Below are 22,776 nucleotides of genomic sequence, written 5' to 3'. Positions count from 1 at the left end.
TGCTAGCGGGTCTAGGCATCTTTTAAGGCAGCCAACACGGCCTCATGACAACTGCCGTTGCTCACCACAACGCCCTGATTTTCGGTGAGCTTGTAATCCAGCGCGAAGTTGAGCGGTTTGCCATGCATATCGGTGACTTTGCCGCCTGCTTCTTCCACCACAATCACGCCAGCCGCATGGTCCCAGATTTTTTCGCGGTAATCCGGCGTTTTGGGTGAAGGCAAGCGCAAATACAGAGCCGCCTCACCGCAAGCTACGACTGCATACTTGGCCTGACTATCCATTCGCAGGGGGGCAGCCGTGATCCCAACCGCTTGAGCGACGGCGTTTTGTTGGGTCTGATCGCCATGTCCCGATTCCACACTTTCAACAAAGCGGAAATTTGCGGCATTTGCGGAACGGACAACCTGAATCGGCTGCGGATCGCCTCCGGCAAGGGAAGTTATTGTTGCGCCCTGATGGCGCACTGCTACCAACAGACTACCCGCATCACCTGCCAGCGTCAGCGCCGGACAACCCAGAACCCCAACTTTGACTTCCCCGTCTTCCACGAGGGCTAGGGCTACAGCGTATTGGTCGCCGCGCAAAAAGCCTTTGGTACCATCGATTGGATCGAGCGTCCAGTAGCGGGAGCCAACCTGCCCGTTGCCTCGGTTAATCCAGTCAATTACTGCATCGGGCGTCGCTTCGGTCAAAATCGACCGCACCTGCTCGGTCACTTGGGTTAAGTAGGGAGCCATATCGGGCTGGCTCAGGGCGGCGGCATCTTCCTCAGCCACAATCGGATCGTTAGGAAAGGCATCTGCAATCAGTTTGCAAATAATGGCCTGAGAGCCGAAATCGGCAATCGTAACTGGGCTGCGGTCTCGCTTTTCAATTGCTTCGGCCTGAATGGTTTGGCGGACCTGCTGACATAGTTTGGCGGCCAGCGTCACAGCTTTGATCGCAACTTGCGTTTCGAGTTGATAGGACATGCAGTCTTTGTTCCAATCGGGTAATCTTTCCAGTTATATCCTAAGGTGAGCGGGCAATCAGGAATTGGGAGGGATTGGGTAAAGATGACCACAGACTGGATTGTGGTAGGCAATGGGCTGGCGGGAGCGGCCCTCAGCTACGAATTACAGAAAAGCGGTTTTTCGGTTCTGCTGCTAGACCAGTCAAACCATCCAGAGAACGGCACACGCTACAGCTACGGCGGCATTGCCTACTGGTCGGGCACCACAGCGCTGATGCAGCAACTCTGCCAGGAGGGAATCACGCTGCACCGTCAGCTCTCGGCAGAACTGGAGAGCGATACCCAATTTCGAGAGCTAGATTTGCTGATGACCGTTGCGCCTGAGGACGATCCAACAGCGGTTGCAACCACCTACACCAAGGTGGCGATTCCTCCCGTGATTCTGGATGCCCAAACGGCTGCAGAACGAGAACCCCTGCTGAACCAATCGGCAATTGCGGGAGCACTGCGGTTTCCCCACGGCCATGTCTCTCCCTCGGCAACTGTTGCAGCCTATAATCAGGCATTTTTGCGCCTGGGTGGATTGATCGAGATTGCACCCGTAATAGGTTGGATCGAGCAGAATCAGCGGATTCAAGGCGTGAAAACTCCAACTGCTGCCCATGCCGCCGCCAATGTCGTTATCTGTGCCGGGGCCTACACACGTCCACTGTTGCGCTCAGCCGGTTTCTCGACGCGGATTTATTTCACCCATGCCGAACTGATCGAGGCGACTGCGGTTGACATCAGCCTCCAAGCTCTGGTGATGCCCGCCAAACTTCAGCGGTTTGAAATGGAGGCCAAAGCCAGCGCACCTGAAACCGATGTCCTCTGGGACCAACCCGGTCAGGAAGTGGTACCTGCTATTTTGGATGCCGGAGTTGTGCAGTTTCGGGATGGGCGGCTGTTGATTGGGCAGGTAAGCCGCACCCTCACCGATTTAGAGGCAACCATTGATGCCGCTGCTAGCGAAGCCGCCCTGCGTCGAACGATTGGCCAATTGCTTCCCGCCTTAGAGTCAGTGCCCGGTGAATGGCGGTCCTGTCGGGTTGCCTTTAGCGGCGATCGCTTACCGCTGGTAGGAGCTGTTCCCAACCGAGACGGACTACATGTGTTCACCGGATTCAGCAATCCCTTCTCGATATTGCCTCCCTTAGCGCGTCGATTTGCCCAAGCCGCCACCGGACTCAGCAAAGCCATTCCACCCCAACTGCTACCCAACCGCTTTTGCTGAGACTAGATCAATCGAATGGAGTAATCTGGTTCCCGACTCCCAACTCCCGACTCCCGACTCCTAACCTCCAAACAGCATCAATACGGCTACCGAGCAAAAACCGAAATTAACCTGAGAAAAGCTGAGAATTTGTCAGGAATGGTAGAGTATTCGTTAGACTAAGCTTGTTACTCAGACAAGCGCTCTACAGAAAAACGACGGCATACCCATGAGCAGTTCTATCGCATTAATTGCAATCGCCCTAGGCCAGTTTCTTCAGATTTACTCGGTTTTGCTGATTGTGCGGATTCTTCTGAGCTGGTTCCCCAATATCGATTTGTACAATCCGCCCTTGTCGTTTTTGAGTCAGATTACTGACCCATATCTGAACCTCTTCCGCTCGATTATTCCACCGCTCGGCGGCATAGACTTCTCGCCGATTCTAGCTATCTTTGTGCTGAACATCGCCTCTAGACTATTTGTCACGGCAGCAGCTCAAGCGGCAGCTTATCTCTACTAGATTGCTTTAGTCGATAGTAGTTACAGCCTAGGCTAGGTCTTTCACAAAACCTCTCGTCCAGTGAAGCGGGCAGGGGTTTTGTCATGGCTAGATGGTTCCGCCAGAAGATAGTTGAAGCCGGTCTAGACGGCCCAGCCGGAAAGCGGCTGCTTCAAAAGTAACCACCACTCCAAAACCAAAGCGCCTTCCCAAATGCCCGAGGCTCCCAAATGCCCAAAGCTGAGGACAAGGTGAAGATAACGCACAGTTCCAACCTACGCAGGCAGGTTTTGTCTGTGGAGTCGTGACTTTAGTCGCTAAAGCTATCCCAAGTCAGAGAACATTCAAGCCTGCGGCTCCACACCCTGACCATCGGCCAAAAGGGCGTCTGGTCTTGAGTAAGCTTGGCCCAACGGCTGATAAAAACTGGTCACCAGCGCCATCATCAGCCACCACAGAGTGCTCACCTGAGGCCGATACCAGACCGTGTCTACTGCTCCGTGCGCCAGCATCCCCAGCATAGTAGCCAGGGCTGCCATTAGCCAAAAGCCTTCCCGATTGCCGATCTGGCGCAGCCGCTGTAGCTGAACCCAGCCTTGATTAAACACGACCAGCAAAAGCCACAGAAAGCAAGCTAACCCAATTAAGCCTGTTTCCACCACAACTTCTAGAAAAATCGAATAGGCGCTGAGGGCTGTGTAGCCAGTGGCCTGATATTGGGGATAGACTCGGTTAAATGCATCATTGCCTGGCCCAATCCCCAGAATTGGACGGTCTTTGATCATCTCGATCACCGCCATCCAAACATTGATGCGGAAGTTATTGCTGCTATCTTCCCGTCCGCTAAACATACTCATCACCCGGTCCCGCAGCGGATCCACTGCAACTACTGCCAGGATCACCAGCGTCGCCGAAACTCCCAACACAATCGGCAATGCCCACCGACGCCAAAAGCGCGGTAAATAAATACTGAACCAATGCACTAGCAGCAGCAGTAGCCCAAAGCAGGCCACTACAAAGCCAATCCAACCGCCTCGGCTAAAGGTGAGCACCAAACAGAGCGAATTGCACAGCCACATTACAACTGCTAGGGCTTTCGGAACCCAACGCTTCCAGGCAAAAAAGGCCGCCGCACTCAACACCACGGCTGGCAGCAAATAGCCCGCTAGCAAATTCGGGTTGCCCAGGAAGCTATAGACCCGTGTGGTACCTGCCAACGAAGACTCTGGATCAACCCAGGTAGCCAGCGCACTTGCCCCAAAAAACCACTGGCGTAAGCCCACCACGCTTACCACAAGCGCCACCAACAGATAGACCGTAATTATGGCTGAACGAATTCGCGGCGAACGCATGACTCGTGCCATCAGAAAAAACAGCAGGATGTACAGCGCTAGTTTGAAAAGTCCTTCCAACGCGGCGGAGCGAACCGGCGAGACGGCAGTTGCAACAACAGCAATTCCCCAGTAAAGTATCACTATTAGATGAATCGGTGTAATTACCGATCCTGGCTCAGCGTCATCTGAAAGGGTTAGCAATAACCAATAGCCGGCACAGGCCATGAGCAGCACCCCGATCAGGGCATTGGATACAAACGGTGCTAGTGAAAACACGAGCATCACCAATAGTCCGCCAATTGGTTCTGCCCACTGCATCAACCAACTACCTTGCCGCCAGGATCTTAGGGAGCCTACCAAATAGTGCAGGTAACTGGAGCGAATCCATTGCTGCGCCGATAGATTGATCAGGGTTAAGTTCTGCCAGGTTGAAGTCATAACTTGAAACGGGGGCCAACAATTGGTCCAACATTATATCGACAATCAGTAAATCAACAATCCATAGTCCAGGTTAGCCGGAAAGGGGAAGGTTGGTGAGTCAGTTGCTACTGCTTACCCGTATCACCTTTCTGCGCAATTTTGCACTTGGTCCAATTTTTTCCTGATTGAACAGCAAAGTTTCTGTATCACCAATTTAGATGACGTTGATACGGAAACCAATCATGCTTACACGAATCGTCGCTCTCTCGATTGATGCTTTTGCCGTGCCTACACGTCCTGCCTTAAACCGGGGTAGTGGGCGTTGATACAGTCAAATACTAGCTTTCCAATGGTTCCAATTCCCTGTTCTGCCACCTCCAAAGCCGAATGTCTCACCAGTCTACAGCTTTTCAAAGCATATCTGTTCAGTGACCCGGCTGTTTTTCTGATCAGCTGAATTCAGAAGCACGCAGAGTGCAGTTTCTCCCTTTCCTGCGCTCCATTGCTTCAAACCTGTTCTCTTAAGCGAGTTCTTCTCTAGCAGCAAGGTGACAGTTGAGTTTTTAACCTATTTCAACCTAGCAGCAAGACGGGGTACATTTCAGTGTACCCCACCCAAAAACCTGAATCAGGAGCTGAATTGGTCAAGCTAAGTCAAATCAAACGTCTCGCCAGTCTGCGCTGTTTTCTATGATCCGCTGCTTTGCTCCAAATTAAACTGCTAAGATTCAATTGCCCACATTCCTTTCACCCGTCTTTCAGGTTTCGCTAGTTATTTTCATTTAGAGCTTGATTTTGCCCTTAGATTTTTGGTCTCTGAAGTAAAATAAGAAGCGAGACTAGGAAGCGAAACAATGCTGCATGAGCCGCGATCAATCCATCGACATGCTGTGAATGGCCTGTTAATTCAGTTATCTACACGATTCCTTTATGTGGCTGCAAATATATAGTGAGGATATCTGAATTCATTGTTTGACAGTGAATTCCCCTTCCCTACAATAGTCCTCGGTAAAGTTCCCCCGTAACCTTTTCTTGAGTGCCGCAATGACGAATGATGTCGATCTGATTAAACGCCTAAGCCCCAGTGCGATCGATCAGATCATGATTTATCTTGCCTTTAGCGCGATGCGAATGGGTGGGCATCGGCATGGTGCTTTTTTAGATGCAGCGGCTACAGCTGCCAAATGTGCGATTTACATGACTTATCTAGAGCAGGATCAAAACCTGCGCATGACGGGTCATTTGCACCACATCGAACCAAAGCGGGTGAAGGTGATTGTAGAGGAGGTGCGGCAGGCGCTAACCGAGGGTAAGTTGCTGAAAATGCTTGGCTCGCAGGAGCCAAGCTATTTGATCGAGTTTCCCTATATCTGGTTGGAGCAGTATCCCTGGCAGCCGGGCCGCTCACGAGTGCCGGGAACCAGCTTGACGTTGGAAGAAAAGCGGCAAATCGAAGAAAAACTGCCGCCCAATTTACCCAACGCTCAACTGATCAATGCTTTTCAGCTGATGGATTTGATCGAGTATTTGCACGAGCAATCCCAGACCACCCTACCGCCCGACCGTCGCGCACCGCTCAGTGAAGCTTTAGCCGAACACATTAAACGCCGTTTAATCTACTCAGGGACGATTACCCGCATCGATTCTCCCTGGAGTATCCCGTTATATGCATTGATGCGAGCCTCCTATGCTCCAGCGGATGAGGAAGAGCGGGCTTACACGATGATTGAGGACACAGCTCGTTTCTTCCGGATGATGAAGGATTGGTCGGAACGGCGACCAGGAACCATTCGCATCCTGGAGGAACTTGACATTCCGGCTGATCAGATGGAAGACGCCTTGGAAGAACTAGATGAGATCATCCGAGCTTGGGCCGATCGACACCATCAAAAGGGCGGCAAAACAGTTGCGCTTCAGATGGTAGTGGGGCCTAAAGAAAGTTAGCCGTCTGAAAAAGTTCTGCTTGTAGTTCCTTTAAGAACAGCCGCTGCAGTCTACAAAAGTTTTTAAGTCATTCAACTTAATTAAAACCAAGATCAGGGTGTTGGGCTGCCCAGTGGGCAGCGCAACCCCCCTTTGGGTTTCATGAATTATGTTGTTCTACTTACTAAATCTAAATAGATCTAAACAGACTTTAAAGTTTGGCTGCGAAGTGATGACACGCTGCGATCTTTTGCTACACTAGCGGACACTACTTTTACTGAATAGCATCTCTTGATATTCTTATTGCATTGGCTTTCTTCTGTAATTTGATCGATTGTGTAGATTTGAGCATATACGCATCAGCTTGTTCTAAATTGCACTCTGAGGGCGGCAGTTAATTGTTTAGATTAATGGTCCACAGCTCCAGAGTGGCAAGCTAGAAAATGGGTTCTGTCTACTTAAATCTGTTTAAATCTGTTAGGTCGGAAACAGTTAACCAAAACTGGTGAACTAAAAGCTAGTCAGCTCAGACTGGTCAACCTAAAGTGGTGAACCAAGCTAATTGGTGAACCAAGCAATTGGCCTAGGGGTGGCTTTCTGGTAGGCTCAGCTCCTTTCAAAGGTGCTGGGCTAATAAGGCCAAGTTTGTGGCAACGGCCACAATCCATACGTTTATTTTATTTAAATTCCCTACCGATCCCCGTCACCCTGAATTAGAACTACGGAGTACCGAATCAGTGAAAGACTCATGGCGTAACTCATGGCACATTCAGCCCCAGTTCGATCACGCTCTATCTAAATCTTGCCCCTCTCAATCGGCTTGTCTCATAGCCATTAGTCGCTGCTGTTGATTTAAAGCACATTTTGCTTAGGCTAGGTGTCACCTAGGTTTCAACAGGAACTCCGCTAAAATTTGGCTCTAGTTGACGTGGTGACTCAGCGATTATTCCAACTCAATTGGCTACTGAGCCACACGCTTCACTTGAACTAGAGCCACACATTTGACAACTAACCCTTCTGCTCTTTCCGTTCCTTATTGCCTACCGTTAGCCCACATGAAGCAACTTCGTGATTTTCCCCGTACCCTGCCTGGTGCTCTGTTTACTGGAGCCTTTGCTGCAACCTCGATTCTTAGTGTTTCCCATCCCGCTCAGGCCTTGTTTCAAGACAGTCCCAAAGCTGTCTTAGATGAAGCATGGCAGATCGTAAACCGGGAGTATGTTGATACCGCATTCAATCAAGTAGACTGGATGGCTGTTCGGCAGCAGCTCTTGAGCCGCAATTACTCCAGTACTCAAGAAGCGTACAATGCATTACGGCAGGAGCTGGAACGCCTAGGAGATCCCTACACCCGCTTTCTTGATCCCGAGCAGTATCGCGCCTTGACTAACCAAACCTCTGGGGAACTGTCCGGCGTAGGAGTGCGGCTACGGGTGGATGCAAATTCAAAAATGCTGACGGTGGTTGAACCGATTGCCAACTCACCTGCCAGTGAGGCCGGGATTCGAGCAGGCGACCGGATTGTGGCAATCGATGGTAAGTCAACTCGCGGGATGACGGTAGAAGCGGCCTCCCGTTTGATTCAAGGGGAAATTGGAACGCAAATTACCCTCAAGATCGAACGAGAGGGACAGAGACCGTTTGAGCTACCCCTAACTCGCGCCAGAATTGAGTTATCTAACGTCAGTCATGCTCTCCGTCAAGAGAACGGTGCTCGGATTGGCTACATTCGGCTGACCGAATTTAGTGGCCATGCGCCAGAACAGATGCGCGAGGCGATGGAGAACTTGCTCAAACAAAACGTCGAAGGCTTTGTGCTTGATTTGCGAGGCAATCCGGGCGGGCTACTGCAAGCTAGCGTTGAAATTGCCCGACTCTGGTTAGATTCTGGTTCAATTGTGCGCACGGTCGATCGGAGGGGCGCTAGCGAAGAGATCAAAGCCAATCAAACTGCTATGACAAAGCTACCGCTAGCGGTCTTGGTTGACGGCGGATCGGCTAGTTCGAGTGAAATTTTAACGGGCGCTTTGATGGACAACAACCGAGCCGTGGTGGTAGGTAGCCAAACCTTTGGTAAAGCGTTGGTGCAATCGGTGCATGCCCTCTCGGATGGGTCGGGTTTAGCCGTAACCATTGCCCATTACTACACGCCAGGCGGTTTGGACATTAGCCATCGCGGCATTACGCCCAATGTCGAAATTAGCCTATCAGAAGGCGAGCGGCGGACATTGCTTACCAATCAGGCGCTGATCGGGACCGACAATGATCCCCAATACCTACAGGCTGTGAATGCCCTCAAGCCAACCATCGCCTTGAATCGGCGCAACCCAACTCCATCTCCCTCGTTGCTACAACTCAGCGTCGGTCAGGGGCAACAGCAGTCAACCCAGTGAGTAGATCAACGCGGTCTGTGTAAGCGTGGTTTACTCTAAGAGCCACCTTGCCCAAACCACCAACGTTCGGTTGATTAGGGGAGTAGTTACTGATCTGGTTTCTGCTCCCCTAATTTTCTGAATTTGCTCTAGAACAGGATGCCGGTCGGAGCTGGCCGCTCAGGCTGGTTCTGGATATGGCGATGCACTCGATTCAGGGCAGTCATGTAGGCATGGGCGGCTGCAACCACAATATCCGTGTCGGAGGCTTGACCGGAGAAAAGCCGGCTGTCTTGCCGCAGGCGTACCGTCACCGTACCCAGAGCGTCAATGCCTTCGGTAACTGCCTGCACCGAAAATTCCACGAGCTGATTCGGAATTTGCACCAGGCGGTGAATAGCACGATAGACCGCATCGACCGGCCCAGTTCCCACAGCGGCATCGGTGAGAATCGTACCGTCGGGTTTGAGAATCGTCACGGTGGCCGTGGGGCAGGTACAGTCACCGCAGGTGACTTGCACATGCTCCAGCTGAAAGCCTGACTCGATCTGGACTTGCAGTTCGTCGCGCACAATCGCTTCTAGATCCCAATCCGAGACTTCTTTCTTTTTGTCGGCAATTTCCTTAAACCGGTGAAAGGCTTTGTTGAGGTCCGCTTCGTTCAGTTCAAAGCCCAATTCCTGGAGCCGCGTCCGGAAGGCATTGCGGCCAGAATGTTTACCCAAAACGATCTGATTTTCGGCTAGACCAATCGAGGCCGCTTCCATAATTTCGTAGGTTTCGCGGTGCTTGAGCACGCCGTCTTGGTGAATTCCGGACTCATGGGCAAAGGCATTGGCACCCACAATTGCCTTATTCGGCTGGACTAACATGCCGGTTAGGTGTGATACCAAGCGCGATGTTTTGTAGATTTCGGTGGTTTTGATGCGGGTGAGGGGTGCATCCGATTCGCTGGGTCGTCCCAAAAACGGATTGAAGTAGGACTTGCGCACCTCCAGCGCCATGACGATTTCTTCTAACGCCGTATTGCCCGCCCGTTCGCCAATGCCGTTAATCGTGCATTCAATCTGCCGTACCCCATGCTCGATGGCCGCTAACGCATTGGCCGTTGCCAACCCCAAATCGTTCTGGGTGTGAACCGACAGCACCACCTGATCGATCCCAGCCACCCGGGTGCGAATCCCTTGAATCAACCGCTCCATTTCCTTGGGCGTGCGATAGCCGACGGTATCGGGGATGTTGATTGTGGTTGCGCCCGCCCGAATCGCTGTTTCTAGCATTTGGTAGAGGTAAGCGGGTTCGGCACGGGTGGCATCCATTGGCGAAAACTCCACATCTTCCACAAAGGATTTGGCATAGGCCACCATTTCCTCCACAATGGCCAGCACCTCAGCGCGGGATTTGCGCAACTGATACTGCAAGTGAATATCCGAGGCCGAGATAAACACATGAATGCGGGAATGGGCAGCGGGTTGCAGTGCTTCGGCAGCGGTTTGGATATCCTGACGCACGGCTCGCGCCAAACTGCAGATAATCGGGCCATCGAGTGTGCCTACCTGCTCAGCAATCGTCCGCACGGCAGCAAAATCACCAGGGCTAGAGGCGGCAAAGCCTGCTTCAATCACATCTACGCCCAGGAGAGCCAGTTGATGAGCAATCGCCAGCTTTTCTTCGGCGTTGAGGGTAGCTCCGGGGGACTGCTCGCCATCGCGGAGGGTGGTATCGAAGATGATGACCCGATCGGGCTGTGGAATGCTCATAACAGACTCCTAGAAAGGAACGAGAGAAAGCGTGATTATTGGATATTGTATACGATCCCTCTTTTTGCATACAATATAAAGTATGAATTTGATCAGATATGAACTTGAACGACCTGGCAGCCAATGTGCTGCAACATCAACGCAGTACCCCAGATTTGATTGCAGAAGCCCTGCGGCAGGCGATCCAGCATGGGTTATTTCAAGAAGGCCAGTCCCTGCGGCAAGACGAAATTGCCACCCAGTTTGGCGTCAGCCGGATTCCGGTGCGAGAAGCCCTGCGGCAGCTAGAGGCAGAAGGGTTAGTCACCTTTCATCCCAATCGGGGTGCGATGGTTTCGAGTCTGTCTCCCTCCGAAGCCCAAGAAATCTGCGAGATCCGCATGGCGCTAGAAACGATGGCCCTCCAGCTAGCCATTCCCCACCTCAGCGATGCCGACCTCGACCGAGCAGCCCAACTTTTGCAAGAGACCGAGCAAACCACTGAGCCAATGCGCTGGGCTGAGCTGAACTGGCAGTTTCATAGCGCCTTATATCAGCCAGCAAATCGACCGCGTCTGCTCAGCATGATCAAAACCTTGCATATCAATGTCGATCGCTATATTCGGCTGCAAATGCAGGAATTGCAGTACCGCGACCGCAGCCAAGCCGAACACCACCAGCTCTTGGCGGCCTGTCGTCAGCGAGATATTCCAACCGCGATTCAGATATTGCAGCAGCATATCGGGCAGGCCGCTGAGCAGTTGGTCGAGTATTTGCAGGGCGGATCGGCTAAAGGTCGGGCTGAGCCGCTGTTAAAGCCCCCCATTACCAATGGCTTGCAGACTGGTTTAACTTCCATGCCCTTTTCTCGTTCGGAACAAGTTGCTTCAAAGACAGAGTGAGATGGAATACAACCTATTCGATTTATCAGGTAAGGTTGCGATCGTCACCGGCTCTGGGCGTGGGCTGGGAGCGGCAATGGCTCAGGGATTAGCAGCCCATCAGGCACAGGTCGTGGTTTGCGATCGCGATCTGGAAGCAGCACACCAGGTTGCCCAAAGCATTCAATCAACTGGTGGAACGGCAGCCGCAACCTTTGTAGATGTCACTTCAAAACAAAGCTGTGGGGCGCTGATCCAGTTTGCGGTTAGCCAATTTGGCAGTGTAAATATTTTGGTCAACAATGCTGGGATCGACATCATTAAGCCAGCTATCGAGTTAGCCGAAGCCGAGTGGGACAAAATTTTGGACGTGAACCTGAAAGGGCAGTTTCTCTGTGCTCAAGCTGCCGCGAAACAGATGATGCATCAGGGCCAAGGTGGTTCGATTATCTTTATTTCTTCCATTGCCTCGGTGGTAGGAATTACAAATTTAGTAGCCTATAGTGCGGCCAAGGGTGGCATCAACCAACTGACGCGGGTGATGGCATTAGAATGGGCGGCCCAGAAGATTCGGGTTAATGCCATTGCACCAGGCTATTTCGAGAACATTATGCAAGGAGCCAAAGCGGAACATAATAATCCTGAGAAGCAGCAACAAATCGCTACATTTACACCGCTGAAGCGACGGGGCCAACCGCAAGAATTAGTCGGTCCAGTCGTGTTCTTGGCATCTGATGCCTCTTCCTATGTGACTGGAACCGTGCTGTATGTAGACGGAGGCTACACCGCGATCTAACCAAGCTGCTTGCTTCAAGAATCAATCGTAATATCAATATTTTCGTAGAGATCAAGGATTGGGATATGCGCCTCAAACGTAGCCAAGGATAGCGTCACAGCGGGATCATCATACTCGGATAGCAGCCATTGATTAGCAGCCGTTTTAACGTAGTGTTCTACATGAATTTCATATTGATCAATCAGTAGGTATTCACGAAAGCTTTCGATACTGCGATAAGCAAAAAACTTCTCACCGTGGTCATAATCTTGAGTTGATTTTGAGAGAATTTCAGCGAGCAAGCAAGGATTGGTTACAGTATCGGTGCGCCCTTCTTGAAGCTGCAAGGGCTTTTCTATAACCATGACATCCGGATAGGTGTAGAGATTGCGATTGGGGACCCAAATCCGTTGGTCCATTGCAAAAATTCGATAGGGTTTGCCTCGTAAGGCAGCTTTGAGAAGGGTAGCAAGGTTGATGGCTAATTCATTATGATCTGGCGTGCCCCCGGTCATAGAAACAATTGTGCCATTGCGATATTCGCTGCGGATATCGGCTGCTAACTCAAGCTCAAGATACTCTTCAGCGGTATAGTTTCGTTGTTCAAGCGCCTGTGTCATAACGATCTGGCCCTTTACGGATCGTGACTAAACATGCCCTAGTTGATGATTACTTAACAGCATAGACATAATTTCAACAAAAACTCCAGCCTCAGTGAACACCGTAAAGCTGGAGCATAGGATTTATTACCTTTATTACCTGCTTATTACCTGCGCGACTGACAAAAAATAAGTAGGTGGGGGCAATGATTGAGAAGACGCATTTCGACTCCGCTCAATGCGCAACTTTTCGGGAAGCAGAGGGTTGAGCGGAGTCGAGACCCGGCATTGTGGAGCGAAGATTAATTTAGCCTACCTAGTATTGTACTGTCGCAGAGATTTGTCAGTTGAGCGCAGGGGCCTCACTTGCCTGTAGGGCGAGTGGTCTGATGGGTTGATCGCCCAGAGCCGCACGAGCTTCCTGCAACTCGGCAGTAATAGCCAGGGTTTTCGCGTCGTAGATTTGAGTCAGCAGCTTGGGATAGAAGCCAATGCCGATAATCGGAATCAGCAGACAGGCGATGATAAACACCTCACGCGGCTCAGAATCGACCAAGACCTCATGCTCAACCAATTCCTTGTTTTCGGGACCGTAGAAGATTTCTCGCAGCATCGAGAGCAGGTAGATCGGCGTCAAGATCACACCCACCGCAGCCAAGATCACGACAATCACCTTAAACGGCAGACTGTAGGCATCGCTGGTGGCAAAACCGACAAACACCATCAGTTCAGCCACGAAGCCGCTCATGCCCGGTAGCGCCAGAGATGCGAGCGAACAGGCCGTGAACATGGCGAAGATTTTTGGCATCTTCTTACCGACGCCGCCCATCTCATCCAAAATCAGGGTATGGGTGCGGTCGTAGGTGGCTCCCACCAGGAAGAACAGGCTGGCTCCGATCAACCCATGCGACACCATTTGCAGCATCGCCCCACTGAGACCCAGGTCGGTAAAGGACGAGATCCCAATCAGCACAAAGCCCATATGGGAAATCGAAGAATAGGCGATCTTTCGCTTCAGGTTGCGCTGGGCAAAGGAGGTGAGGGCAGCATAAATGATATTCACCACGCCCAAAATCACCAGAATCGGCGCAAAGTAAACGTGAGCCTGGGGCAGCATTTCCACATTCATGCGGATCAGGGCATAGCCGCCCATCTTCAGCAGAATCCCCGCCAGCAGCATGTGGACTGGGGCTGTGGCCTCACCGTGGGCGTCGGGCAGCCAGGTATGCAGGGGAAAAATTGGCAACTTCACGGCATAGGCAATCAGGAACCCAGCATAGACCCAAAGCTGGAAGTTGAGCGGATAATCCTTTGCCATCAGGGCGCGCATATCAAACGTGGTGGTGTCGCCATAAAAGGCCATTGCTAAGGCTGCCACCAGAATGAACAGCGAACCGCCCGCCGTATAGAGAATGAACTTGGTCGCGGCGTAGAGGCGCTTTTTGCCGCCCCAGATCGAGAGCAGCAGATAGACCGGAATCAGTTCCAGCTCCCACATTAGGAAGAACAAAAGCATGTCCTGCACGGCAAACACACCCAACTGGCCGCCGTACATCGCCAGCATCAAAAAGTAAAACAGCTTGGGCTTCAGCGTCACTGGCCAAGAGGCCAAAATCGCCAGGGTGGTGATGAAAGCGGTTAACAAAATCAGCGGCATCGATAACCCATCCGCGCCCACCGACCACTTCAGATCGATCGCCGGTACCCAGGTATAGCTCTCCACCAACTGGAGACCCGGATTCGACAGATCGTACTGCGTGTAGAAGGCATAGACGAGGACAAGGAAATCAATTAATCCCACGATGAGTGCATACCAGCGCACCGTTTTGCCATCCTTGTCTGGAATAAAGGGAATTGCCAAGGAGGCTAACACTGGAAACAGAATTGCGGTTGTTAACCAAGGAAAATCAGCAGTGTTCATTGCAGCGTTTATCAAGTTTTGAGTTTTAAGTTTTGAGTTTTGAGTTTTAAGGTTTTGGGTTTATTTAGCATTGGACTGTAGTAAAAAGCTTTGAGTTTTAAGTTTTGGGTTTGTTTCGCATTGGTCCCGACGGTTTAGTAAGACGAGATATCTTGGCTAGGAGGACGAAAATATAGGTTTCCTGATTCTGGCCCCAACTCAAAACTTAAAACTCAGAACTATTTCACCCGCTCCAACTCAAACCTTAAAACTCAAAACTCAAAACTTTCCTAAATTTCCTACCCAGTAATTCCTGAGAGCAGCACAAGTCCCAGTACGGCCCCAAACACAATCAGGGCATAGAATTGGGCACGTCCTGTTTCTAAGTACTTCAGCGCTTCGCCGGTCACAAGGGTGACAAAGCCCGCTAGGTTGACAACGCCATCCACAATTCGCAAGTCAACTTCCAGCACTTGCCGCGCCAAGCGACGGCTGCCCTGCACAAACAGCACTTCGTAAATATCATCGAAGTACCACTTGTTGAGCGAGAGCTGATACAGCGGCTGAATTTTCTCGGCCACTGCGGCAGGGTCAATCTTACGGCTCAGGTACATCAGCGAGGCCAAGGTAATACCCAGCAGAGCAATGCCAACCGAGCTGCCTCCCATCAGCAGAAACTCACTCCACTCAAACTCAGAAGGAATTCCTTCTACGACTTCGCCGGGCGGGTGAATAAATGCCTCAAAGTAGTTGGCAAACGGTGTCCCGACCAAACCAATCAGAATTGACGGAATGGCTAGGGCAATCAGCGGCAGGGTCATCGTGTTCGGCGACTCGTGCGGTTCGCTGCTGTGATGATCCACCGGCGCTTCGTGATCGTGGGCTTCTTGTGGCAATTCTGCCGTCAGTTCCTTCGGATTCATCGCCCCAGGACCAAAGGCCAAGCCCAAACGCTGGAGCTGTTCTAGCTTCAGTTTCTGCTTAATGCCCTCATTCTGACCGCGAAAACCGCCCTCAAAGGTGCTGAAGTACATGCGGAACATGTAAAAGGCGGTGATTCCAGCCGTCAACCAACCAATTGCCCACAAAGCCGGATTGGCAGCATAAGTCGCGCCCAGAATTTCATCCTTGGACCAGAAGCCGGCAAAGGGAGGAATCCCACAGATGGCCAGTGTGCCAATCAAGAAGGTGATCGCGGTGATCGGCATGTACTTCCGCAGTCCGCCCATCAAGCGCATGTCTTGGGCATAGACCGGATCATGGCCGACGACTGACTCCATCCCGTGGATTACCGAACCCGATCCCAAAAACAGCATTGCCTTGAAGTAGGCATGGGTCATCAGGTGGAACAAGCCTGCTCCGTAGGCACCAACGCCCATCGCCATCACCATATAGCCCAACTGCGACATGGTGGAATAGGCCAGACCTTTCTTGATGTCGTTCTGAGTAATCGCGGTAGTGGCTCCGATAAAGGCGGTCACGGCTCCAGTCCAGGCGATGGTATTCATAGCGCTGGGCACATGCTCAAAAGCCGGATACATGCGAGCAATTAAGAACACACCGGCAGCCACCATCGTTGCCGCGTGGATCAGAGCTGAGATCGGGGTCGGACCTTCCATCGCATCGGGGAGCCACACATGCAGCGGCACTTGGGCTGACTTAGCAACCGGACCCATAAACACCAGAATCGCAAACAGCGAGACCAGCCCAGCCGAGAGTGCCCCCGACTGCACCAAATCATTCAGCCGTTCACCCATCAGCTCAAACTCGAAGGTGCCCGTGGCCCAGAACATCGCCAGCATCCCCAGCAGCAGGCCAAAGTCTCCCACCCGGTTGACCACAAATGCTTTTTGACAGGCGTCAGCGGCGGCTTTGCGGTCATACCAGAAACCAATCAGCAGGTAGGAGCACATGCCGACCAGCTCCCAAAACACATACACTTGCAGCAAATTGGGGCTGACTACCAACCCCAACATTGACGAGCTAAATAAACTCAAGTAGGCGTAAAACCGGACATAACCCGGATCATGCGCCATGTAGCCGTCGGTATAAATCATTACAAAAAAGGCAACCGTGGTGACAATCACCAGCATCATCGCCGTCAGGTGATCGACCGTGTAGCCCATGGTCAAGCGAAAATCGCCCGCCGCCGCCCACTCAATCATGTGCGCATAGGGGGGATGCCCTTGAATTTGACTCCACAACAACGCAAAGGACAGCACCATTGCCGCACCGAGCAGAGACACAATAAAAATGGCGCTGCTCCGCCGCATAGTGGCAACTGTCTTGCCAAACGAAATTAGTCCTAAGCCTAGAATCATCGCTCCTGCCAGCGGCAAGACCGGAATCAACCAGGCGTACTCATATATTGGTTCCATGACTCGCGCCTACTCCTCGCCTCTGATTGAGTTGGCAAAACCGTTTACATTGTGACACATGACTGCCTTAGAAGATTCTTAAACTAAAGCTAAGTAATTTGAACTCCTACTGCTGGTATAGTTCTGGCCTTCACAGTTTGTTATTTCCCATTTTTGAAGGGTGATCAAGTTTAGACTGTTCATCTTCAACAGTTCTTTGTTATTGTTGCCATCACTCCTACGGTTGTTTCCTAACTTGGAAAGCAGTGTTGCAGTTTTCTATCTATTTCATTGAGCACCGCAACGGGATGCTGGCCAATAGAAATATTCATCAAATCTGCACCGTAAAAAACCTGACTCGACAATCGAGCCAGGTCACTAGTGCTAGACCCTAATGGATGGAAGATGAATGTAAGACTGGGAGAGGTATCTCGAACCTCCTGAACAATGTTTGCCACGGGGCATCCTATTCCACAAGGGAAATCTGGTGTTCGATTAGATTAGCGAGCAGCGAGTGAGCATATTCAAGCGAATAGTGTCTCGGCTTACCCTGAAGGACAATTTGATACTCATCCGGGGACTCACCATCCCCATAGCCTGAGATCAGATGCTGATGAAATGCCTCGGCAGCCAGCTTTTCAACTTCAGCCCGGAGATGATCACCAGTCGGAGTTGTGGCAGGGTTAGCAGTGTTGGCAGTGTGTATTGCAGCAGTAATCATTTCTGCAATCTCCTGAATTCTGTTTTAGTTATAGAGAATCTTGATGACGATTTCATCCCTCGATTGCCTTACCTCTATTGACGGACGCTGCATTTGGTTTAGCCGATTCAGTTTGGGTGATTTGATTTAGCAAATTCAAGTAGAGGCAATTTGGCAATCACTCTGATTAAACCGCAAGCGTCAGGGTAAAGTCGGCAAGTTCAACACGATGCTTACGTTTATTTGCGTTTGTTCATTAATTCGCCGCTTTTTAGTTACTCAAATTAATGAAGCGAAATATTGCCTTCTTTGGTCTGTTTAGCTGCGCCATGACCGCAGTTAGCACCGTTTGAGAATCTAGACTACCCGCACTGAAGCTGGAGGCAAGCCCTTAGCAGACTTTCACTCAGGGCACCAGGTGGTCATGAATCCGCCTCCAACATCACGCTTTGCGAACGCACCGTGCAAGAGTTGCTCTGTCTTGCCTCCTCAAAATGGACTAATTTTGGTATCTAAAAACCGATCCAGCAGCGAGTTCCTCCAGACAAACCGCACCACCAAAGCCCAGAGCACCGCGACCAAGCCAATGCCCAGGTAATCGGTGAAATCGAGCTGAGAGAGTTCAAAAAAGCGGCGCAGAGCTGGAACTGCCAGAATCACGATATAACCGGCCAAAACTAGGCTTGCCAGAATCGTATAGCGCCAATCGCGGCTGAGCGGTTCTCCGCCCACCCAGGCTGGAGTGGGCGGTTTGAGGAAGGGCAGTAGCAGCAACCCGCCTAACACCTGCATCGTCACCATCGCAGTTTCGGCTACTCGCTGCGCTCTAGCAATGTCAGCCCTGGTGATGCGGCGGCCCAGTTCTTCAAATGGAATGCGACCGTTGAGCCAATCGAATACCGGGCCAATGTTTTCCGCCAAAAAGAACAGGTAGATCAGAATACTGGCGATCGAAAGGGTGAACATTGCCGGCAAGACAAAATGCATGAACGGATTACCTTGACCGCCTCTTGGTTTGTCGGGTTTGGCCCAGAGGGTGACAAAAAAGGGCGGAATGCCAACGGTGAGGAACGTGACAATCGTGCTGGTTTTGATCCCAAAGGGAAACGACAGCGTGATCATGCCAATGGCAATAATGGCCAGAATAAACGAGAAGATACGCACCATAAACAGTTTGCTAATATCGGCTACCCCATTGCGGATCCGCTGTCCTTCCAGGAATATTTTAGGCAGAGCGCTAAAGGTATCCTTGAGCAAAACAATATCGGCTACGCCACGAGTCGCCTGACTGCCGCTTTCCATTGCCACCCCCACATTCGCCTGCTTCAGCGACAGTACATCATTTACCCCATCGCCCATCATGGCCACATAGTGCCCGCGCAACTGGAGGCTCTGCACCAAGCGGGCTTTTTGTTCTGGAGTAATCCGGCCAAAAATCGTGCTGTCTTCGGCAGTTTGGGTAAAGACGGCATCGTCCATCTGGGCCAACTCCTGACCCGATACGGCAATGATGTCATCGCTGAGGCCCGCTTGTTTAGCTAGGGCGGCTACCGTGAGTGGATTATCACCCGAAATCACTTTGACTTGGATGCCCGCCTGCTGGAATTCAGTCAAGGTTTGGCGCGCATCGGGACGCAACTCATCGCCAAATTGCAGAATGCCCAGGGGCTGGAGTGTGGCGGGTAGAACGGGATCGCCGGCGCCATCGTATAGATCCGGCACCGTTGGGCTATGGGCGATCATCAGCACCCGCAGACCCCGGTCGGCTGCTTCGCGGATAGAGGCTTGCTGCTCGGCTGAAAGCGGCATCACGGTGCCCAAAATTTCTGGTGCGCCCAGCACATATAGACCGGGAGCATCGGCAAAGCCAACAGCACTCCATTTATGGGCCGAGCCAAACGGCACTTCTACCTTCACAGGACGCTTGGCTCGCGGCAGAGCGGCGATAATCGCGTCATTGGTTTTGTTGCTGGTAGAGGCACTAGCCGCAAAGTCACCTAAAATTGCCTCCAATTTTGCCTGGTCGATACCAATGGGATACACAGTTTGTAGATTGATCCGGTTGGTAGTCAGGGTGCCGGTTTTATCCAAACACATGACATCCACGTTGCTGATCGATTCCACCGCGTTTGACTGCTGCACCAAAGCACTCTGCTCGGCGATTCGCACCGCCCCCAGCGCATAGGCAAGGGTAATCATAAAGTACAGCCCAATCGGCACTAGGCCAACGATAACGGCCAGGTTTTGCACCCCGGTGGTGATGGAAGTAACTCCTAGCGTCATCCGTAGCACTGTCACAAATCCCAAGACAATTGCGACGCCCAATAGCAGGCGAATCATCAGGTTAATCCGATGCTGCAACGGCGTCAGCACCTTGCGAAACTTGCGGGCTTCGGCGGTCATCTTGCTAGCGAGACTCTCGGCTCCTACTTTTTCGGCTTCGTAACACGCCGCACCGCTGACGCAAAAGCTGCCGGAATAGACCAGATTCCCGCTCTGTTTGGGAATCAGATCTGATTCTCCCGTCAGCAGGGATTCATCGACTTTAATTTCACCCTCGCCTACAATCGAGCCATCCACGACAATTTGATCGCCTGGACGCACCATCAGCACATCCCCCACCACAATCTCGGATGGGTCAATCTCCTGTTCCTGTCCGTCTCGAATCACGCTGGCTTTGGGACGAGTAATCAAGGCGATTTTGTCGAGTTTTTGCTTGGCGCGAATTTCCTGGATGACGTTAATTACCACGTTCAGTAAAACGACAAAGGCCAACACCAGCACGTCGCTGGCCCGTCCCAATGCAATCAGTACTAGGCTGAGAAAGAAATATACCCAATTAATAAACGTGAACAGGTTATCTCGAAAAATGTCCCAGTAGGTGCGACTCGTTTGAATCGGCACGTCATTGCCTTGCCCAGCCGCGCGTCGCTTCGCCACTTCCGAATGGCTTAACCCTTGCAGATGAGTTGGGACAGTTTGCATAACGTTTAAATCCTTATTCCAGTAATTTCTGTTTACTAATTCCTATGCCAGGAAATCGATTTCAGCAGCTCTTATCCAGGGAGGTTTTGCTCTGAGAAATCAGCCGAGGGGTAGCCGTTAAACTACAAATAATCCAATTACTCTGTCAATTCTGTAAAGATATTTTGCAGATAACCCGCAGAGAAGCGAGCAGCGAACCTGTTCACTCGTCCTAAACTCGCCACAAAGACTATATCATCTACATCAATTCCCATCTCCCCTCGTTCGGCGAGGCTCACGAGCCGCATCTCCCTGTTGACTATAACTAGTTGATTATGACCAAACGAATTCTAATCGTGGATGACGAAGACGATATCCGTGATGTGGTGCAAGTGTCGCTGGAAGAGTTTGCTGGTTGGCAGACGTTGAGTGCGGCTTCGGGCATGGAGGCACTGTGTCTAGCTACGACAGAACCAGTCGATGCCGTTTTGCTCGATATCTCGATGCCCGACATGGATGGATTTGAGCTATGCGAAGCCTTGCAAAATCATCCCAAAACCCAAAATCTGCCGGTGATTGTCTTAACCGCCAAGGTGTTGCCCAGCGACCAGCAGCGATTTACCCAGTTGGATGTGGCGGGTGTGATCACCAAACCGTTTGACCCAATGACAATTTGGCAACAGATTGGAGCCATTTTGGGTTGGCTGGCCTAGAAGCAGATGCAGTCGAGAACAGGGTTCCATCTAGTGAGAATTGCAGAAATTATTTATTGCCTGGGTGGGATTGTGCAGCTCGGTACCAATCGTGCTGGCCACGTTTCCACTTGCCCTGGCGATGCCGCAAGCAGGAGAGATTTTTACAGTAGTCACGTTCATTGTGGTGACTTCGGTGCTGGTGCAAGGCTTTTCGCTCGCGCCGGTGGCCCGCTGGCTGAATGTAGGCGTCGAGGTGTGAGCAGAATGGCCGCTATCGAATGTCTTCAAATTCCGGCAGCGTTCCCAATTTACGAATCGTCACTTTTACATCCATGCCAAGGTAATCTTGAGCATCACCAAACCAGAACCCCGATAGGGGAATCACCTGGTTGGGATGGCGGGCAATCGCAACGCGGATCAGGTCAAAGCCAGCGGTGAGTCGGTTCGTGGGGTCATAGGAGCGCCAGCCGGCACCAGGTAGATACACCTGCAACCAGGCATGGGTTGCGCCGGAACCGGTCATGCCTACGGCGCCTCCATCCAGAGCGGGGTCATACAGGTAGCCACTGACAAAGCGACAGGCAAACCCCAACCGCCGCAGTGCCTCGATCATTAGCCAGGCATAGTCACGGCAGGTGCCGGACTGTAACCGCAGGGTTTCGCCTGGAGCCTGGGTGCCTTCGGCCTCCCGCGCCTGATAGGTGAAGTTGGTCCAGATTGTATCCATCATGCGTTGCAGCACATCCAGCGTATTGTCCTGATCGCCCGCTACAAAGCTCTTGGCCCAAGCTGCTAGGCTGCCATCCGGGTCTTCGGCATGGGGGCGGATAAACACTGCCAGATCGGTCCATTCATCTGGAGTGTATTGCACCGGCACTTCCTCAGCACGAGGATCGAGGGGAAAGGCAGCGATGGCCGGAATGCCAAAATGCTCGCCTCGGACGCGATAGGTGATGACCAACTCTTTGGCGGGCTGGCTAAATTCGATCAGGGCCACGTTATTCGAGAGGGTATCCATCAGCCAGCGGACGTTGGATGGAATATTAGTTTCCAGACCGTAGCTCAAGATTCGCCCGCCATAGCCAGAACTGGGCAGGAAAATGGCGCGATGCTCGCTAAACCGGACCGGATTGCGATAGCGATAGCTGGTGGTATGTTCTAGATCGTAGATAACGCTCATTGATCACGCTGCTTACAAATCATGCTTATAGGATGTTTTAAAAGTCGCCGATGCAACCCGAACCGCCCCCTATATCCCCCATAGCCCCCTCCATCCCCCACCAATGGGGGACTGTGAACTAGCCCCCTCCATCCCCCATCAATGGGGGACTGTGAACCAGACATCCGGGGTCGGAAGTCCCCCACTCGTGGGGGATTTAGGGGGCACCGAAATACGGATTGGAAGTCCCCC

At 51.8% G+C, this 22,776-nt stretch carries 17 protein-coding genes; 8 read left to right on the top strand and 9 right to left on the bottom strand.

Annotated features, from left to right (window positions below; translation table 11 throughout):
* Nucleotides 1-11: 11 nt before the first annotated feature.
* Nucleotides 12-974 carry a 3'(2'),5'-bisphosphate nucleotidase gene (locus HJG54_RS00885; protein WP_316432814.1) on the bottom strand — a complete coding sequence of 321 codons (963 nt, stop codon included), beginning with the start codon at nucleotides 972-974 and terminating at the stop codon, nucleotides 12-14.
* A gap of 84 nt (nucleotides 975-1,058) precedes the next feature.
* Between HJG54_RS00885 and HJG54_RS00880 the strand changes: the two genes are divergently transcribed.
* Both HJG54_RS00880 and HJG54_RS00875 read left to right on the top strand, forming a co-directional pair.
* Nucleotides 1,059-2,228, top strand: coding sequence for an NAD(P)/FAD-dependent oxidoreductase (locus HJG54_RS00880; protein WP_316432813.1), 1,170 nt, complete (start codon nucleotides 1,059-1,061; stop codon nucleotides 2,226-2,228).
* Nucleotides 2,229-2,436: 208 nt separating this feature from the next.
* Nucleotides 2,437-2,727 (top strand): YggT family protein, encoded by a 291-nt coding sequence (locus tag HJG54_RS00875; RefSeq protein ID WP_036000850.1) that lies wholly within the window; start codon nucleotides 2,437-2,439, stop codon nucleotides 2,725-2,727.
* A gap of 323 nt (nucleotides 2,728-3,050) precedes the next feature.
* Here HJG54_RS00875 and HJG54_RS00870 read toward each other — a convergent pair whose 3' ends face one another.
* Nucleotides 3,051-4,478, bottom strand: a complete 1,428-nt coding sequence (locus HJG54_RS00870) for an IctB family putative bicarbonate transporter (RefSeq protein ID WP_316432812.1) — start codon at nucleotides 4,476-4,478, stop codon at nucleotides 3,051-3,053.
* A gap of 1,026 nt (nucleotides 4,479-5,504) precedes the next feature.
* Here HJG54_RS00870 and hetR point away from each other — a divergent pair.
* Nucleotides 5,505-6,404 carry a heterocyst differentiation master regulator HetR gene (hetR, locus tag HJG54_RS00865; protein WP_316432810.1) on the top strand — a complete coding sequence of 300 codons (900 nt, stop codon included), beginning with the start codon at nucleotides 5,505-5,507 and terminating at the stop codon, nucleotides 6,402-6,404.
* 1,034 nt (nucleotides 6,405-7,438) lie between these two features.
* A complete protein-coding gene (gene ctpB / locus HJG54_RS00860) occupies nucleotides 7,439-8,776 on the top strand; it encodes a carboxyl-terminal processing protease CtpB (protein ID WP_316432809.1) in 1,338 nt (445 codons plus the stop codon).
* Between the two features lie 128 nt (nucleotides 8,777-8,904).
* Here the strand turns inward: ctpB and HJG54_RS00855 are convergent, their stop codons facing one another.
* Complete coding sequence (locus HJG54_RS00855) at nucleotides 8,905-10,515, bottom strand: 2-isopropylmalate synthase (RefSeq protein WP_316432808.1); 1,611 nt, start codon at nucleotides 10,513-10,515, stop codon at nucleotides 8,905-8,907.
* Nucleotides 10,516-10,613: 98 nt separating this feature from the next.
* Between HJG54_RS00855 and HJG54_RS00850 the strand changes: the two genes are divergently transcribed.
* Nucleotides 10,614-11,396 (top strand): GntR family transcriptional regulator, encoded by a 783-nt coding sequence (locus HJG54_RS00850; protein WP_316432807.1) that lies wholly within the window; start codon nucleotides 10,614-10,616, stop codon nucleotides 11,394-11,396.
* Between the two features lies 1 nt (nucleotide 11,397).
* The gene (locus HJG54_RS00845) at nucleotides 11,398-12,171 is read left to right on the top strand and encodes an SDR family NAD(P)-dependent oxidoreductase (protein ID WP_316432806.1); all 774 of its coding nucleotides are present in this window, start codon (nucleotides 11,398-11,400) and stop codon (nucleotides 12,169-12,171) included.
* Nucleotides 12,172-12,185: 14 nt separating this feature from the next.
* On the opposite strand, the gene HJG54_RS00840 is transcribed toward HJG54_RS00845, so the two are convergent.
* From HJG54_RS00840 to HJG54_RS00820, 5 genes are all read right to left on the bottom strand, one after another.
* Complete coding sequence (locus HJG54_RS00840; protein WP_316432805.1) at nucleotides 12,186-12,770, bottom strand: Uma2 family endonuclease; 585 nt, start codon at nucleotides 12,768-12,770, stop codon at nucleotides 12,186-12,188.
* A gap of 322 nt (nucleotides 12,771-13,092) precedes the next feature.
* Entirely contained in the window at nucleotides 13,093-14,670 is a 1,578-nt protein-coding gene (gene ndhD1 / locus HJG54_RS00835) for a photosynthetic/respiratory NAD(P)H-quinone oxidoreductase subunit D1 (protein WP_316432804.1), read from the bottom strand.
* 278 nt (nucleotides 14,671-14,948) lie between these two features.
* A complete protein-coding gene (locus tag HJG54_RS00830) occupies nucleotides 14,949-17,027 on the bottom strand; it encodes an NAD(P)H-quinone oxidoreductase subunit 5 (RefSeq protein ID WP_316432803.1) in 2,079 nt (692 codons plus the stop codon).
* A gap of 445 nt (nucleotides 17,028-17,472) precedes the next feature.
* A complete protein-coding gene (locus HJG54_RS00825) occupies nucleotides 17,473-17,727 on the bottom strand; it encodes a hypothetical protein (protein WP_316432802.1) in 255 nt (84 codons plus the stop codon).
* Between the two features lie 468 nt (nucleotides 17,728-18,195).
* Complete coding sequence (locus HJG54_RS00820) at nucleotides 18,196-20,691, bottom strand: HAD-IC family P-type ATPase (RefSeq protein ID WP_316432801.1); 2,496 nt, start codon at nucleotides 20,689-20,691, stop codon at nucleotides 18,196-18,198.
* Between the two features lie 314 nt (nucleotides 20,692-21,005).
* On the opposite strand from HJG54_RS00820, the gene HJG54_RS00815 reads away from it, so the two are divergent.
* The gene (locus tag HJG54_RS00815) at nucleotides 21,006-21,383 is read left to right on the top strand and encodes a response regulator (protein WP_316432800.1); all 378 of its coding nucleotides are present in this window, start codon (nucleotides 21,006-21,008) and stop codon (nucleotides 21,381-21,383) included.
* A gap of 40 nt (nucleotides 21,384-21,423) precedes the next feature.
* Complete coding sequence (locus HJG54_RS00810; protein ID WP_316432799.1) at nucleotides 21,424-21,624, top strand: cation:proton antiporter; 201 nt, start codon at nucleotides 21,424-21,426, stop codon at nucleotides 21,622-21,624.
* A 12-nt stretch (nucleotides 21,625-21,636) separates the two neighbouring features.
* Here the strand turns inward: HJG54_RS00810 and HJG54_RS00805 are convergent, their stop codons facing one another.
* Nucleotides 21,637-22,545, bottom strand: coding sequence for a transglutaminase family protein (locus HJG54_RS00805; RefSeq protein ID WP_316432798.1), 909 nt, complete (start codon nucleotides 22,543-22,545; stop codon nucleotides 21,637-21,639).
* Nucleotides 22,546-22,776: the final 231 nt, after the last annotated feature.

This window comes from Leptolyngbya sp. NK1-12, assembly GCF_032598965.1.
In the GTDB taxonomy this organism is placed as follows: domain Bacteria; phylum Cyanobacteriota; class Cyanobacteriia; order Elainellales; family Elainellaceae; genus Elainella.
The sequence above is the reverse complement of the archived record's forward strand: the minus strand, read 5'-3'. Positions and strand labels throughout refer to the sequence as shown.